The 14,118-nt window shown below is 53.7% G+C and carries 11 protein-coding genes; 8 read left to right on the top strand and 3 right to left on the bottom strand.

What is annotated here, in order from left to right:
- Nucleotides 1–11: 11 nt before the first annotated feature.
- On the bottom strand, nucleotides 12–911 hold the full coding sequence (rsmA, locus tag ACYVHX_RS02680; RefSeq protein WP_460670046.1) for a 16S rRNA (adenine(1518)-N(6)/adenine(1519)-N(6))-dimethyltransferase RsmA: 900 nt from the start codon (nucleotides 909–911) through the stop codon (nucleotides 12–14).
- Nucleotides 912–978: 67 nt separating this feature from the next.
- Between rsmA and ACYVHX_RS02675 the strand changes: the two genes are divergently transcribed.
- From ACYVHX_RS02675 to ACYVHX_RS02640, 8 genes are all read left to right on the top strand, one after another.
- Complete coding sequence (locus ACYVHX_RS02675) at nucleotides 979–1,590, top strand: hypothetical protein (protein WP_460670045.1); 612 nt, start codon at nucleotides 979–981, stop codon at nucleotides 1,588–1,590.
- A gap of 83 nt (nucleotides 1,591–1,673) precedes the next feature.
- Nucleotides 1,674–2,945: a hypothetical protein gene (locus ACYVHX_RS02670; protein ID WP_460670044.1), complete on the top strand. Its 1,272-nt coding sequence runs from the start codon at nucleotides 1,674–1,676 to the stop codon at nucleotides 2,943–2,945.
- Nucleotides 2,946–2,989: 44 nt separating this feature from the next.
- A complete protein-coding gene (locus ACYVHX_RS02665; protein ID WP_460670043.1) occupies nucleotides 2,990–3,364 on the top strand; it encodes a hypothetical protein in 375 nt (124 codons plus the stop codon).
- Between the two features lie 105 nt (nucleotides 3,365–3,469).
- Nucleotides 3,470–4,966: a hypothetical protein gene (locus tag ACYVHX_RS02660; protein ID WP_460670042.1), complete on the top strand. Its 1,497-nt coding sequence runs from the start codon at nucleotides 3,470–3,472 to the stop codon at nucleotides 4,964–4,966.
- Between the two features lie 122 nt (nucleotides 4,967–5,088).
- Entirely contained in the window at nucleotides 5,089–8,670 is a 3,582-nt protein-coding gene (locus tag ACYVHX_RS02655) for a hypothetical protein (RefSeq protein ID WP_460670041.1), read from the top strand.
- Between the two features lie 27 nt (nucleotides 8,671–8,697).
- Nucleotides 8,698–9,975, top strand: a complete 1,278-nt coding sequence (locus ACYVHX_RS02650; RefSeq protein ID WP_460670040.1) for a hypothetical protein — start codon at nucleotides 8,698–8,700, stop codon at nucleotides 9,973–9,975.
- Nucleotides 9,976–10,095: 120 nt separating this feature from the next.
- The gene (locus tag ACYVHX_RS02645) at nucleotides 10,096–11,466 is read left to right on the top strand and encodes a WG repeat-containing protein (protein WP_460670039.1); all 1,371 of its coding nucleotides are present in this window, start codon (nucleotides 10,096–10,098) and stop codon (nucleotides 11,464–11,466) included.
- Between the two features lie 226 nt (nucleotides 11,467–11,692).
- The gene (locus ACYVHX_RS02640) at nucleotides 11,693–12,559 is read left to right on the top strand and encodes a WG repeat-containing protein (RefSeq protein WP_460670038.1); all 867 of its coding nucleotides are present in this window, start codon (nucleotides 11,693–11,695) and stop codon (nucleotides 12,557–12,559) included.
- Here the strand turns inward: ACYVHX_RS02640 and ACYVHX_RS02635 are convergent.
- Together ACYVHX_RS02635 and ACYVHX_RS02630 are read right to left on the bottom strand one after the other, a co-directional pair.
- Nucleotides 12,556–13,260, bottom strand: a complete 705-nt coding sequence (locus ACYVHX_RS02635; protein ID WP_460670037.1) for a hypothetical protein — start codon at nucleotides 13,258–13,260, stop codon at nucleotides 12,556–12,558. The two genes, ACYVHX_RS02640 and ACYVHX_RS02635, sit on opposite strands and share 4 nt — an antisense overlap.
- 8 nt (nucleotides 13,261–13,268) lie before the next feature.
- On the bottom strand, nucleotides 13,269–14,111 hold the full coding sequence (locus ACYVHX_RS02630) for a hypothetical protein (RefSeq protein ID WP_460670036.1): 843 nt from the start codon (nucleotides 14,109–14,111) through the stop codon (nucleotides 13,269–13,271).
- Nucleotides 14,112–14,118 lie beyond the last annotated feature (7 nt).

The following is a 14,118-nucleotide window of genomic DNA, read 5'->3' as shown; positions in this document are numbered from 1 at the left end:
TTCATCGTTTATCATTCAGGGTTCATCATTAAAGTCGTTAGTTCAACAAATTCCGCTACGCCGAGCTGTTCGGCGCGTTTGTCCAGCAGGGGGTGCGACAGCAGGCTCTCCGGCGGGTTCAACGGTTTCAGGGCGTTTCGGAGCGTTTTCCGGCGGTTGTTAAAGCCTTGCTTAACCACCTGCAGGAATCTCTTTTCGTTGCAGGGCAGGGCCACCACGCTGTTCCGGCGCAGGCTGATCACGCCCGACTGCACGTTGGGCGGGGGCGAAAAAACGCTGGCATCGACCGTAAATTCGTATTTGATGTCGTAGTAGGCCTGCAGTAACACACTCAGAATCCCGTAGGCCTTATTCCCCGGTGGCGAAGCAATCCGCTGGGCCACTTCCTTTTGCAGCATACACACCACCTCGGGCACCTGCTGGCGGTTTTCTAATACTTTAAAGAGAATTTGCGACGAAATGTTATACGGAAAGTTGCCAATGATGGCCACCGGTTCCGTAAAAAGCGTCGACAAGTCCATCTGGAGAAAGTCGCCTTCCCGGATGCGGTTTTGTAAAACCGGGAAATGAGCGTTGAGGTAGGCAATGGATTCCGTATCGATTTCGACGACGTGCGTGGTGTACGGTTTGCCATCCTTCAGTAAAAACTGCGTCAGCACCCCCATCCCCGGGCCGATTTCCAGGACGGTTTGGTAGCCGTTATGCCCCGTCAGCAGATCGGCGATGCGTTCGGCAATGCTGAGGTCTTTTAAAAAATGCTGACCCAGGTGTTTTTTAGCCCGGACGGCATCATCTTTCCGGGATGCGGACCGGTCGGGCGGGGTTCGTTTTGATTTTTTTCCGTTGAAAGGCACAGGCATGTCCAGATCCGTTAAGAGTACAAAGGTATAGTTCTGCGTGATGAACGGCATAAAATTGATGGCATTTGCTGGTAGTTTTGGTTAATTTTACGACTTTCTGGCCCATAGTTAGTTATTCATGCAAAGGGGGGTTATCCATTATGATGAGTTGACCGAGTGCGGACTGTTCAAAGATGCCAGCGGGCACATCCACATTTTCCGAAAGGGTGATCCGGTTTATCATCACGTCTGGACCTACGGAACACCGGAAAAACCGCCCGTTGGTGCCCTGGTGTCATCCGGGCGGCTGGCACCGGTTCCGGCGCCGGTCGTTGAAAAACCGCCCACGGCAGCACCCCGAGTCAGTTCGACCGGCATGCCGGCCAACCGGATCGGTTTTCTCAACTGGGCCGGCCTGGCTCTGTCGGGCCTGGCGCTGCTGTTACTGATCAACATCGGGGGCGAACCCCGCAAAGACGGCACCGGCACCAATCCCAAACTGATCGAATCGCTGTGGGCGGTTGCGGCCGGTGGATTGCTGTTGATTGAACTCATTTATTTCAGCGTGGGCGCGGCCCGCTGGCGCATACGTACGAATTACTGGGGAATCGTCGTTTGTACAGTATTTGCCAGTCTGCTCATGAAAGGCTGCGATCATTATCAGGCCGACAAGGTTGCCGACGTGTACACCATTGTGCTGACCGTTTTGTTGCTGGTTGTCTATGTATTGCCCAAGCAGAAAAATGGGTGATTGCGTTTAGTAATTGGTTGCTAATCAGAGTCGGTTTTCAAAACCGGTTTCCCAAAACATAAAAATCCGACGTGCACAAACGAATGAATCTGTCATTTTTCCGGGCGAAGGGCCTTTTCGTATTCGTTCTTCTTGTCGTCCTTCAGGGGTGTGGCCGGAAAGAAAAAAAAGCCGAGAAACAACCCGAAGCCAAACCCGCCGGAATCAGCAACATCCTGTTTTTTATGGAAACCTCCGCCAGCATGGGCGGTTACCTGAAGGGAGAAACAAACTTTAAGGTGGCGGTTTCCGAAATTGTTACAAAACTGAATCAGGTGGCACCGGTCGAAGTCTGGACCATTGCCGGAAAACCGCAGCCGTTTGTGGGGGGCTACAATCAGTTCGTGGTCAATCTGGCCACGACACCGCTGGCCAACGAGCGCAGTTCGGAACTGCACAAAATTTTCAAACAGGTGGGCGAGAAGGCCAAAGGCAATACCGTCGCCCTGCTGGTGTCGGACTGCATTCTCTCGTTTCCGGATGCCGACATCAAAAAGAATCCCGAAATCAACCGCCAGAACGCGGAAAGCGTACTGAAAAGCCAGGTGAATGACCAGTTTGCCGCCCTGAAAAAGCTAGGGGTCAGCGCGACGGTGTTTGCCTACAGCTCCGGATTCAACGGGACATACTACGACTACCAGAACAGCAAACACAAACTGGCCGGCGAGTCGCGGCCGTTCTACATCTGGGTGATTGGCAAGCAGGAGCTGGTCAGCGATCTGAACCAGAAACTGAATGAGCTGCTGATTACCAAACCCGCCAAACAACTCGATTTTGGGGCCAGCGGTGCCCTGAAACAGTTCGATCTGTTTTTTGCGCTGAACAAAAAAGGCGACTGGCGGGCCGAAAAAGCGGGCCTTTCGGATGTGTCGGTGAAGCCCGCAGCCCCGGCCGAGTTTGCGGTGGGCGTGAACCTGGGCGGTTTGCCGGCCTACGCGCAGGCGGAAGAATACCTCAAGCAGAACATCGTCGTAACCGCTCCCAATGCCACCGTCAGGCTGGTCAACGTCCAGAAAAAAGAAAAAGTCCCGACCGAGCGGATCAAAGATCGCGAACTGAAACTGCTCAACCAGAATACGCACGTTTTGACGTTCCGGGTGGAAAAACTGTTTGACGAAAAAGCCGATGTCGCGATTAAATTGCCGGTCCGGTTTGATGACTGGTATGCCACCGGCTGGTCGACGATGGACGACCGTTCGGCCACGAGCCGGTTTAACAAAACCTTTGCGCTGGTTCACCTGATGAACGGCGTCAAGGAAGCGTATCAATCATCGACCAACGATTTTCTGGTCCTGAATCTTAATCTGGCGAAATAAATTCCCAACGGTGCCGCGACACCCAACTACTAACCTTCATCCCCATGTTTGTAACGCTCTATGAACTCTGGCTGGGCCAGAACAACGACCCCATCTACGCCGACGAAATTTTTACCCCGGTCGGACTCATTACGCTCTTGTTCTCACTGGCATTAGCGGCTTTGTTTTACCTGATTCTGGGTCGTTGGAAGTCGGTTTTTTACCGCACTTCCCACTGGGTTATTACACTGGTCGTGGCCGGTATTTTTGGGTATGCCTACGCGCTCTGGTACGCAATGGACGCCACCGACGCCGAGGATACCGACAGCTACATGCAGGGGTTTGGCGGGGTAAACTTATTGTACGCACTAATTTACTTCTTTCTTTTTTCGTTACTCCTGAAGCGGTTTTCCATTTTTGCGAAACGAACTCCTTTTTAACTTGTCTGAACCCGGATTCCACGATTTACCTAAGATGGCTACGCCAGAAATTTTTATCTCGTAGTTAATCCTTTAATCCGTGGAATCCGAGTTCAGAAATCAGCTATGAAACTATTTATCTTCGGTATTGGCGGGACCGGCGCCCGCGTTCTTCGCTCGCTGACCATGTTACTGGCGGCCGGTTCCAAAGCCCCCGCCGATCTGACCATTATTCCCATTCTGCTCGATATGGACATGCAGAACGGGGATACGGAACGGGCCTTGCGCGAAGTGGAGCTGTACCGTGCCATCCGCCGGGTGGCTTACAAAGACACGGCGGCCAGCCAGGGCACCCAGACCGAACGGCGGACCTTTTTTGCCACGCCCCTGCAACCGCTCGGCACGCTCCAGGCCGAAAACGCCCAGGAAAAAATCGGCGACTCGGTATTGCCGAAACTGACCGACCACGAAGGCACGTTTGAAGAGTTCCTGAGTGTCAGCAACATGGACGACATTGACCGCGAATTGCTGAAACTGCTTTACGACAACTCGGCCAAACCGACCAGCGCGGAATTGAAACTCAACCTGTCGGTGGGTTTCAAGGGCAATCCGAACATCGGCAGTGTGGTGTTCAATGCGCTGGAAGATTCGGCGGTGTATAAATACTTTACCGGTGCGTTTAACGACCAGACCGACCGGATTTTTCTGATCAGTTCCATCTTCGGCGGAACGGGTTCGGCCGGTTTTCCGCAACTGGTCAAGCTGTTGCAGCACCCCAGTCAGAAAATCCAGATTCGCAATGCCAAGAAGGGCGCCGTCACGGTGATGCCGTATTTTGCGCTGGAGGAAAACAGCCAGAGCGCCATTGACCAAAACCGGTTTTTGTCGAAAACCAAGGCGGCTTTGTCCTACTACCAGACGCAGGTGAACCTCGACGCGCTGTATTACATCGGCGACCGGCCCGGCAGCAAACTGTATCCGAACGTGGAAGGCGGGGCCAAACAGACCAACAACGCCCACGTCGTGGAAATGCTGGCGGCTGCGGCCATTCTGGATTTCGCCAACAAGCCCGACGGTGAATTCGGCGACGCCAAGCGGTATTTTGAATACGGCCTGAAGCGCAACGACCGCACGCTCGACCTGCCGCACTTCCACGACCAGACCTACAACGGTTTGCTCGAACCCCTCATCCGGTTTGCCTACGCGACCAAGTTTTTCACCGACTTTGTGCCCAACAACCTCGGCGAAGCGTTTGCCAAAAATCTGTCGCTCTCGCAGAACCTGCGGACGAACACGTTTTACACCTCGCTGGACAACTTCATGACGCACCATTTCAGGAACTGGCTCACCGAAATGGCCCAGAACGACCGGGCTTTTTATCCGTTCGACATGCAGAACGATTTCAACGCCCTGGTCCGCTCGAAACGGATCGAAACCGGTTTTTTCGACAAAGGCATCAGCGAGAAATTCCTGCGCGATCAGGCCGGAAAAATTGAAAACACGCTGCAACCCTCGTTTCCGGAACCGGAGAAGCGGTTTATGCAACTGCTCATCGAGGTAGCGGAAAAAAGCCGCGAAAAGCTCGGCCCGCTGAATCGGCAATTGTCCGATGCTGCTGTGTAAACAAGTGTTCGTTGTTTCGCAGGGGTAAGCGGAGGGTATCAGAGTTACGCAGAGAAAAATAAAAACTCCGTTAAACTCTCTTTTACTCCGCGCAACTTTGCGAAATAGTTTAATTCAAAGCTATGCCCCATATTCTCAGAATTGATAACGACCCCAACGTCAGCGAGCAGAACCACCAGGATTGGACCGGTTCGCACACGGGTCTGACGGGAAACCGCATTGAACACATTCCCGACACGTTATCCGGCGCGGCCGGTGGTGCGGCCGGGGCTGCCGCCAAGGCCGGAACCTCGATTCCGTCGCCGTTTGCGCGGCTGTACCTGTTCGATACGGCGTTCCGGATGGTGAAGAACAACCAGTTGCCGCGCGAATTGTCGTTGTATCACGTGCTGGTGTCGCACGCCCTCGACATGCTGGAACTGCTGTTTCAGGCCGGCAACAGTGCCGATCTTACCTACCGCGTCTGGAACCGCGCCGAACGACTCGATGCCCTGCGGAAAAAAGCGACGAATTCGACTACCACCCGGCATTCGCACCAGATTCTGGCCAAAGCGCTGGAGCTGGATTTTCGCAACGAACTCGGCGGTATTCAGCAATTCACGCTGATTTATTACAAAGGCGCTTTGCTGGGCGGCACATCGCCCCTGTCGCTGGTTTTTACCTCGCCCAACTGGGAACAGGAGCGCCAGAACAAGTTTATTGATCCGCCGAAAAGCACGACCGGCCGGACCTTGTTTCAGAATGAGTACATACCCTTGCAGGACCGCGATACGGCGTTTGTGACCTACCTGCGCCGGCTGTATGATCAGTACAGGGAGTATCTGCCGCCCAAAGGCGGTTTTTCGGAATTTCTGTACAAAGCGTTTTTCGACAATACGATCCAGTTGCCGGTGGAGGCCAATACGACCCTGGCGAATTTCGAGCCGATCCAGATTGGGGGCGAGGGCAACTCGACCTTGCAGGTGCTGCCGGGACTGATGTTGTACAAAGTGCGCGAAAACGACGTACTGGACGACATCGAGGAGAACAGCGATTTCGTGATGCAACCGACGGTTTCGTATTACCAGCAGGAAAGCCGCAACGGAGCGCCCACCAATGTCCGGAAACCGCTGGCGCTGGCGTCGCGGATGGACGTGGCCGGGCGGTACGTCAAAAATACCAACTGGAATCCGCAGACGGTCATCATGCGTTCACTGCTGAACAACCTCAGCGAAGGCGGTTTGCTGGCCGAACGGTATTTGCCGGGCGTCGACAACGTGCGGTATCCGTTTCTGACGACCGACGATTTTCTGGAGGATTTTCTGATTCAGGTGCCGTTCAAGATCAACAACAAGCGGTTTTTTACGGGCACGATTGGCGAATGCGAATTTCTGCTGCCGGTTCGGAAAGAGTATTTCAATTTTTTCCGGATTGAGGATTTGCAGCGGCAGTTCAACTTTTCGGCCGAACACCGGGGCACGGACAAAATCATTACGGCCACGCTGCGCATACCGATTCGGAACAACCGCACCATCGAATTCCGGAAAGAATACAACCTCAGTCGCACCGAAACCGTCATTGACTTCCGGGCCGGTCTGGCGTTTTTTCCGTTTTACCGCCTGACGGTGCCGGATTTGCAGAACCTGAACCAGTACCACGTCATGCTGGCCGACGTGAGCGATCCGAACATCGGTTTTCGGGCGCACAATTCCGTTCAGTTTTTTGAATTACCGAACATCATTGCCGGAAAACCGCTGAATGTCACGGCGCCCGAGCCGCGTTCGCCCAAAGTCGATCCGCTGCCCGCGTCGTATTATTACAAAGTGCCGCAGGCCTTTGACGTGATGGAAATCCGGCTGGAACGCAGCGGAATTCCGTACCGGGGGCTGGTGCTGCCGCAGTTCACGACGATAACGGAGAAAGGGTACAAGAACTTTACGTTTGCGATTGATTTCGGAACCTCCAATACGCACATTGCCTACACCGATGCGGCCATGGGCGACGTGGAACCGAAAGCCTTGACGGTGAGCGATCAGAATACGTTTCTGGATAAAGACGAGTTGCAGATGGTGCTCTTCAACAAACCGTATGAAGGCTACGAAGCGCAAACCGTCTACGACAAATACGAGAAGCGGGTCAGCTTCGGCGGGCTGGTGCAACTCGATCAGCTGGTTCGGCGCGAGTTCGTTCCGGCCATTATCGGCAAAGAATTTGGCTCGCCCTTTTCGTTTCCGCTGCGAACGACGGTTTACGAAAAAAGCGGTTTTACGGACAGCACCAACAACCTCTTTTCCAAAGTCAATCTGGGTTTCAACATCGACCTGGAAGAAGGCAGCACGGGCGTCAACCACTACGTCACGAACCTGAAATGGCTGTTTGAAAACCAGCCCGGCGACACGCTCAACCGGCCCCGGGTGCGGGCTTTCTTTGAAACATTGCTGTTACTGATCCGCAATAAAGTCATTCTGAATCAGGGGAATGTACAGCAGACGGCGGTGGCCTGGCTGGCGCCGTCGAGTATGCGGGCCGTGACGGAAGACAACCTGGTGCAGGAGTGGGAGCAGGCTTTCCGGAATGTGTTTGGCACGACGAGCAACTTCCGGTCCCGGCCGGTTCCGGAGTCGCTGGCGCCGTACTTTTATCTGGTGAAGAACGGGGTCAAATCGTTTGCCGATACCGTCAACGTGGACATTGGGGGCGGAACCGCCGACATTATGTTGTTCATGAAGCAGCAGGGCCGCTACCTGAATACCTCGTTCCGGTTTGCCGGGTACGACATCTGGGGCGGTGGGCTCGATGAGCAGGGCCATCCGTCGCACCGGAAGGACAACGGGTTTGTCAAAAATTACCTGGCCTACCGCCGGACGCTCAACCAGTCACCCGCGCGCGAAGATTCCATTCTGGATACGTTCCTGAACAAACCGGAGCTGACGGCCGAGGACATTGTGAGTTTACTGTTTAAATACGATAGTCACTTCAAGTTTACCCAGTCGATTCAGGACGGGAAACCGGCCCTGCGGATTGTCCTGTATCTCCACTACAGCGCCATTGTCTACCACCTGGTACAACTGCTGGAGTCGCACAACCTGACGTTGCCGCGTTACCTGACGTTTACGGGCCGGGGCAGTCAGTACCTGGCGATGCTGGGCTCGCGCTCGCGCCTGATTCAGTTCACAAAAATGCTGTTCAAGGCTTACTCCAACCAGTCGGTTCCGCCGGATTTTGAAGTGATTTTGTCCGACAATCCGAAAGAAACGACGGCGAACGGGGCGGTTTTGTACGAAAATGCCGGGGCCGAAAAAGTGCAGTACGAAAACCGGGAAACCACCAGCTACTGGGGCCACGCGCCCGAACCCGCCGAGGAGGGGAAAGAACCGGAGCCTAAGTTTGCGTTTGAATACCGCCGGACGAAAATTGGCGAGGTGAGTCCGCAGCGCGATTTTCACCACTCGGTTTTGCACAACATGCAGCGGTTTCTGGAACTGACGCTGCTCGACCGCGACATTGCGTATTTTCTGAGCGAATACAACATCCAGACGCCGGAACGCTACATCGATTACCTCGTCGGGACGGATATTACGCGCGGAGGGCGGCTCTACGACAGTTACATGCTGGCGCGGATGGGTTTTGAACAGCGGCCGAACGATGCGCTGGCCGAAACGTATTTTTTCCTGCCGCTCAAACATGCACTGTATGAATTATCGAAGCATATTGCAGAATCGTAAGTAACCAACCAAACCTTTGCTCAACGGATGATTTATCAAACGACCCGCTGGCTTTTGTTGCTGGGCGTCCTGTTTCTGAATCGAACGGTTTTCGCCCAGACGGATACGCAAATTCGGGAAAAGCTTCATCAGGCTGCTTTTCAGATGGTTAAACGGACGGTTGAGTTTCTGGCAACCGATAAAGTGACTTTCCCGAAAGTTCAGACAACGCAATGCGGCTGTGATTCGTACGATAGTTTGAAGGCTTTTATCCGGCAAAACGACCTGGTTGGCGCGGATAAACTGGTGGAGGAAGCGCAGCGGAGAGCAGCCCAGAACATTGCCCAGATCAACCAGCCCCGAACGGCGCTGACGGAAGTAAAGGAGTACCTGATCGTGAAAATCGCGTCCGGAAACCGGGCCGAGCGCCGGAATTTGCCGGGTTATCCGGCGTTTGAAAGCGACCTGGATAAAATCATTGACAGCGGTTTGTCGGCCAATCCGGCCGCTCCGGTAACACCGCCCACCACGGTCGCATCGACAGATGATGACCAGCCCGTTCCGTCGGAAGCCGCGTCCACGACCTCAACAACACCCACTACAAACCCCCAATCAAACTGGATTTCTATGGATGGTATTGCGCTTTTTTTATCAATACTTAGTCTGGTAGCCGTCGCTTTTCTGGCGTACATCGTTGTAAAAGGGCAGAAGCCCCAGCAGTCGGCCCGCGATGTACAGTTTGATTCTCAATTAGCGAAGCTGGCCGATCGGATCAGCAAACTGGAAGTCCGTAAAAACCAGCCGAACGAAAATTTTCAATTGAACGCCCAACTGGAAGCGCTGGAGAGGTCGATTCGCCAACTGGAGCAAAACCGGGCGGAAAAACCGGCGGCCGCCGTGGCGAAGGTACCCCTGGAAGTGGTGAAACCGATGCTGGAGGAAGCACCCGAATCGGAATCGGCCGGCCGGCCCATGAACCGCTACCGCACCCCCTCGGTCGAGCCGCCGAAACCAATGGCCTTCTACGCCCGAACGGCCGATTTGGGTGACGGTTTCAGCGCCGGCGGGCTGCTGACCACACCGGAACGCGATACGGTTTTTGATATTACGCTCCAAAACGACACGCTGGCCGCTTACCGGGTTTCCGAAAATGCGGATGCGCAACGGCTGGCGCTGAGCGATCCGTATTCGTACCTGAACGATGCCTGCGAATACCTGACCCAGCCCAGCCCGAACAGCCGGATTCGCACCGAACAGCCGGGCCAGTTGGCGCTTCAGGGCGATAAATGGAAGATTGTCGAAAAAGCAAAAATTAGATTTATTTAGTAATTTAAGACCCTACCGGGCTGGATTTGGTATCAAGTCAATAGAAAGTAGAACTCTTTTGGCAAACGATCGCTTAATTACCGGTCTTCGAGCTATTCGAGCAACGTATGTACGGGTATCATGACACTGGAAGAATTACGGGATCGTATTAAAAATGAAGTTGTCCTGTACGAAGGCGAACTGGCCGACTGGCAATGGCGCCAAAAAGGACTGGTGGACGAAGCGAGTGCGCTGGGTATAAGCGATTTCACCCGTTTAGTCAATGACATTAGCCGTCAGGTAAACCGGGATTTTGGTAAAATCCTGGATCTCAAAAAAAAGATCGTTACGGTTGCGTTGCAGCGTCAGAAAAAATTGACGGATGCCGATCTCAATCAATTTATAACGGAAGCCGAACGGGTGCAGTTGTCCCGGGCGTTTGTAACCGAACAATGGATACCGGCCATTCTGTCGGCCCTTCCGGAAACCGAAACGTTGTCCGGCAATCCGGCTCCGACCAGCCCGGCAGAACCGGTTAAACTGCCGCAACCCCCGCCCGTTCCGGCGACAGCCCCCGCCGTCGAACCGGTTGATGCCGTCCGGCGAAAAATCAAAAACATTCTGGACGATTACGACAAACACATTCAGGCGCAAAGCCTGAACTTCCTGTTTAAAGCCGTTGATTATGACGAGGCTGCGCTGGCGGAAGAGATTCGCCGGTATCTGTCGGAGCATTACTACGCGTCCGTGCATCCGCCCAGAGGCAACACGCTGAAGGAAAAACTGATTTCGACGGACTGGCGACACCTGAGCTGGTGGGAAAAGGATTCTCCCAAAACTCCGGAGTACGTGAAAACACAAACCGGATACACCACGACGCCCTCTGTGGCAGTGACGGACCCGCCAAACCGGCCCGCTGCCGGGGCGTGGGCGTCGCCCGAAAAACCTCCGCAAACCGTGCCGCCCCCGGTACAACCCCCGAACACTCCCCAGAAAAGCGGCCTGTCGGATGCGGCATTGATTGGATTGGCCGTTTTGTCGGCATTGATTTTGATCTGGGTAGTATTACGATTGACGCGGGGCGACGAAGAACCGGAACCCACGCCCAAACGTTCGAAAAACCGCACCAGTCAGTCAGTGAGTCCGGAGGCATTGGAGAGTCGAGCTGCTTCTTCCAAAAAGAAAAAACAAAGTACGCGCGGAAAAGAAACCGAAGGCACGAGAGCTCACAAGACGGAGCGCCGATCTGCGGATTCCGGAAAAAACACACGCACCCAACCCGAATCGGAAGAAGGCGATTTTGATCATGTTGACGAAACAGTGGGCGACTTCGGACTCCGGCCGGCCCAGAAGGGAAAGTTCTGGGGATACATTGACAAAAGGAATAAATGGACAATTGAGCCTCAATTTGACCTGGCGACGCCTTTTAACAACGGAAAAGCAAGCGTGGAAATGGACGGAAATCAATTTTTTATTGATCGGTATGGCAACCGGATCCGAAATAGTAACTAATTCATAAACAGAATTATAGTTAAGCGGTGTACGTTGACGTTTCTTTCATATACCGCCACAGAATTCCGGTGAACAGACCGAACAATAAACAGACAGTTGGATTCGCTGTTATTTAAAGTAGACGGGAAAAACCGGATACGCAAAAAATTATGAGGAGACTTTGACTTTTTGTAACTTTTGGGAGTCTAAATGAATGGGTTTTCTCGAGGAGTAAATTAGAAGTGAAATGATTGATACCATTCGGCAGAAAATACAGGAGGCTTTTGTGCGCTATGATCATCGTGTTCCGGCCGATGTGATCAACCGGCTGTTTGCGACCATTCCGTCCGATGAAACGACATTGACGCAGGAAATCATGGGATACCTGCTGGAAAATAACTACGAAGCGCTCCGGACACCGCAGGGAGAAACCCAGCGGGATCGGCTTATTTCGACTGATTGGCAGCAAAAGGAGATTAAAACCTGGCTGACCACCCCCGAAACCCTGGCCATGCCGGTGTCGGCTGATGTTTCGCTGCATCCCATTGCGACGCCTTTTAGCCAGTCCAACAAAGTGCTGATTGCGCTGGTCATGCTGTTTGTGACTATTCTGTTGTGGCTCTGGAAAGGGAAGCTGTCGGCCATCGATAACGTGACCAGTCGCGATGATTCGACGGAAACCGAGCAAACGGTCAGCGGAAACCCGCAACCGGCGAAACCCGTCGAAAGCCAGTCGGTTGGGGCGGTTTTAAAGCAAAAAGCAGAGACTTTTCCCATTGCGGGGGCTCCAGCCGCAAAAAATAACAATAATTTAACGGCCCCCGTTGCCGTGATGGGTCAGTCAATGACCAAGGAAGATCCGGCTTCGGAATCATCGGCAATTGCGGAAACGGTAAAACCGTATGACGCCGTTGATAACCAAGTTGGCGATTTCGGTTTGCGGGCGGCTCGCAAAGGCGGCAAGTGGGGGTATGTTGATCAAAAAGATCAATGGCAGATTAACCCGGTTTTTGATGACGTGATGCCCTTTCAGGATGGAAAAGCACTTGTTATCCTCGACGGGCAGCAAATCAGCATTGACCGCGACGGCGCCCGCATTCGCGACGAAAATTAGCGGGAACCCGCGCTGACAATCAGGTTTTTGAAGAGAGTACCGTCGGTGGTTGAAACAAACCCCACACCATTGCCCTGGTAAAGCCGAAACTGATATGGGCTGGTCGGAATCTCGCGGCCATTGAGGTAAAAATGAATCTGATCCCCTTTTTTTCGCACCGTCAGGGTGTTTTTGGTCGCTGAAAGCGGTATGCCCGCCGGAACGTATTCGCCCCGCATGTAGATGGTGTAACTCAGGCCGTTGATAACGTACTTGACGGAAACCTGATTTTTATTATTGATCCGGAAGTGGCAATAATTCAGCGAGTCTTTCACACCCACCAATAAACCGGCATCGGGAATAATGCCGGTTGGTCCCGCAATATCCACCTGCACCATAAACGTATCCACCTTATTCAAATTGATGGCCGTCGGCACCGGGATAAAGCTAAAGGCGGCTGTTTGGGTATTGCTGGCCTGTTTACGAATCCGGTACGAGTTCTGGTGAAGATCGAAGGAATAAGCCCCCCGCTGACCGATGCGCCACCGGTTGTGGTTATCACTGAAATCGTCGGTAAACTGCCGGGTTGTGGCCGATGCCGCATTTTTGGGCTTGATCTTCACGTAGACCCAGGGGCTGGAAGCCGAATACACACCAACCTGCGCCTGAATTTCGCCGATCAGACCGAACAGGATGCCCACAAGGATCGCTAAGCGCTTCATATGCAACGTTAAAATTTATACTGGAACACCGCCACCGGGGCCCCGGATTGATAACCGGGCCGCAGACTCACCCTGGGGTCTGCGGTTTTGGCGCGCTGTTTCTGATTCCGAACTCCTTTGATAAACGTCGCAACAACGTCCGTAATCCAGATGGCACCCGCTACCCGCGTCGCCAGGAAATACCGGTGGTGGTGGGTGTTGGCCCGGTCGTAAAACGGCTGCGCAATGGTCCGGTTGCGCTGCTGTTCGTAAACGGCGTATTCATCGCGCGACTTTTTCCGTTCCACCAGCCCATACAGCAGCAGACCATAGCAGGCCGCCGTTACGCCCAGCCGGTGACCGATCACGGGTCTGGGCGACTGCACAAAGATGTTGCCAACGCCGGGAGCCACCATCGACAATAGGGCAAATTCCGGTCCGCCGGGGCGGTATTTTTTTCGGCTCGTGGTATCCACGACCGATAGAACAACCGGGTCGGTTTTTCGGGCGGCACCGGTCGCAATTTTAACCAGAATGGTGGCCCGGATATTTTCGTCGAGTTCAAAACCGTTTTCGAGCGCACGCCAGACGATGCGCCGGTTCGGTCCCGGCTGAACATCCTGCCCCCAATCGCCTGAGATATACTGAGCCGCCGGATTCAGCAAACCGTTGGTCTGGCTCCGGATGCGAAGGTAAACCGAGTCGGCGGGCTGATTGCCCGCCAGATCGTACAAAATCTCAACCGACGAATCGGTAATCGTACTGATGCGAATATTGGTAACGGCTACCTGACTGAAGGCGGGAAACGCGAAAAGCAGCAGCCAGAAAATAAAAAACCGGTTCAGCCAGGATGGAGTCGAGTGCGCAGGCATGGGCAGA

It is taken from the genome of Larkinella ripae (genome assembly GCF_054780775.1).
This window is presented reverse-complemented; position numbering and strand designations above follow the sequence as displayed.

Bases quoted from the DNA above. Each gene is read 5' to 3' on its own strand.
- ACYVHX_RS02675 (WP_460670045.1), top strand. From the start codon at position 979: ATGCAAAGGGGGGTTATCCATTATGATGAGTTGACCGAGTGCGGACTG.
- ACYVHX_RS02640 (WP_460670038.1), top strand. From the start codon at position 11,693: ATGATTGATACCATTCGGCAGAAAATACAGGAGGCTTTTGTGCGCTAT.
- ACYVHX_RS02660 (WP_460670042.1), top strand. From the start codon at position 3,470: ATGAAACTATTTATCTTCGGTATTGGCGGGACCGGCGCCCGCGTTCTT.
- ACYVHX_RS02670 (WP_460670044.1), top strand. From the start codon at position 1,674: ATGAATCTGTCATTTTTCCGGGCGAAGGGCCTTTTCGTATTCGTTCTT.
- ACYVHX_RS02645 (WP_460670039.1), top strand. From the start codon at position 10,096: ATGACACTGGAAGAATTACGGGATCGTATTAAAAATGAAGTTGTCCTG.
- ACYVHX_RS02635 (WP_460670037.1), bottom strand. From the start codon at position 13,260: ATGAAGCGCTTAGCGATCCTTGTGGGCATCCTGTTCGGTCTGATCGGC.
- rsmA (WP_460670046.1), bottom strand. From the start codon at position 911: ATGCCGTTCATCACGCAGAACTATACCTTTGTACTCTTAACGGATCTG.
- ACYVHX_RS02650 (WP_460670040.1), top strand. From the start codon at position 8,698: ATGATTTATCAAACGACCCGCTGGCTTTTGTTGCTGGGCGTCCTGTTT.
- ACYVHX_RS02630 (WP_460670036.1), bottom strand. From the start codon at position 14,111: ATGCCTGCGCACTCGACTCCATCCTGGCTGAACCGGTTTTTTATTTTC.
- ACYVHX_RS02665 (WP_460670043.1), top strand. From the start codon at position 2,990: ATGTTTGTAACGCTCTATGAACTCTGGCTGGGCCAGAACAACGACCCC.
- ACYVHX_RS02655 (WP_460670041.1), top strand. From the start codon at position 5,089: ATGCCCCATATTCTCAGAATTGATAACGACCCCAACGTCAGCGAGCAG.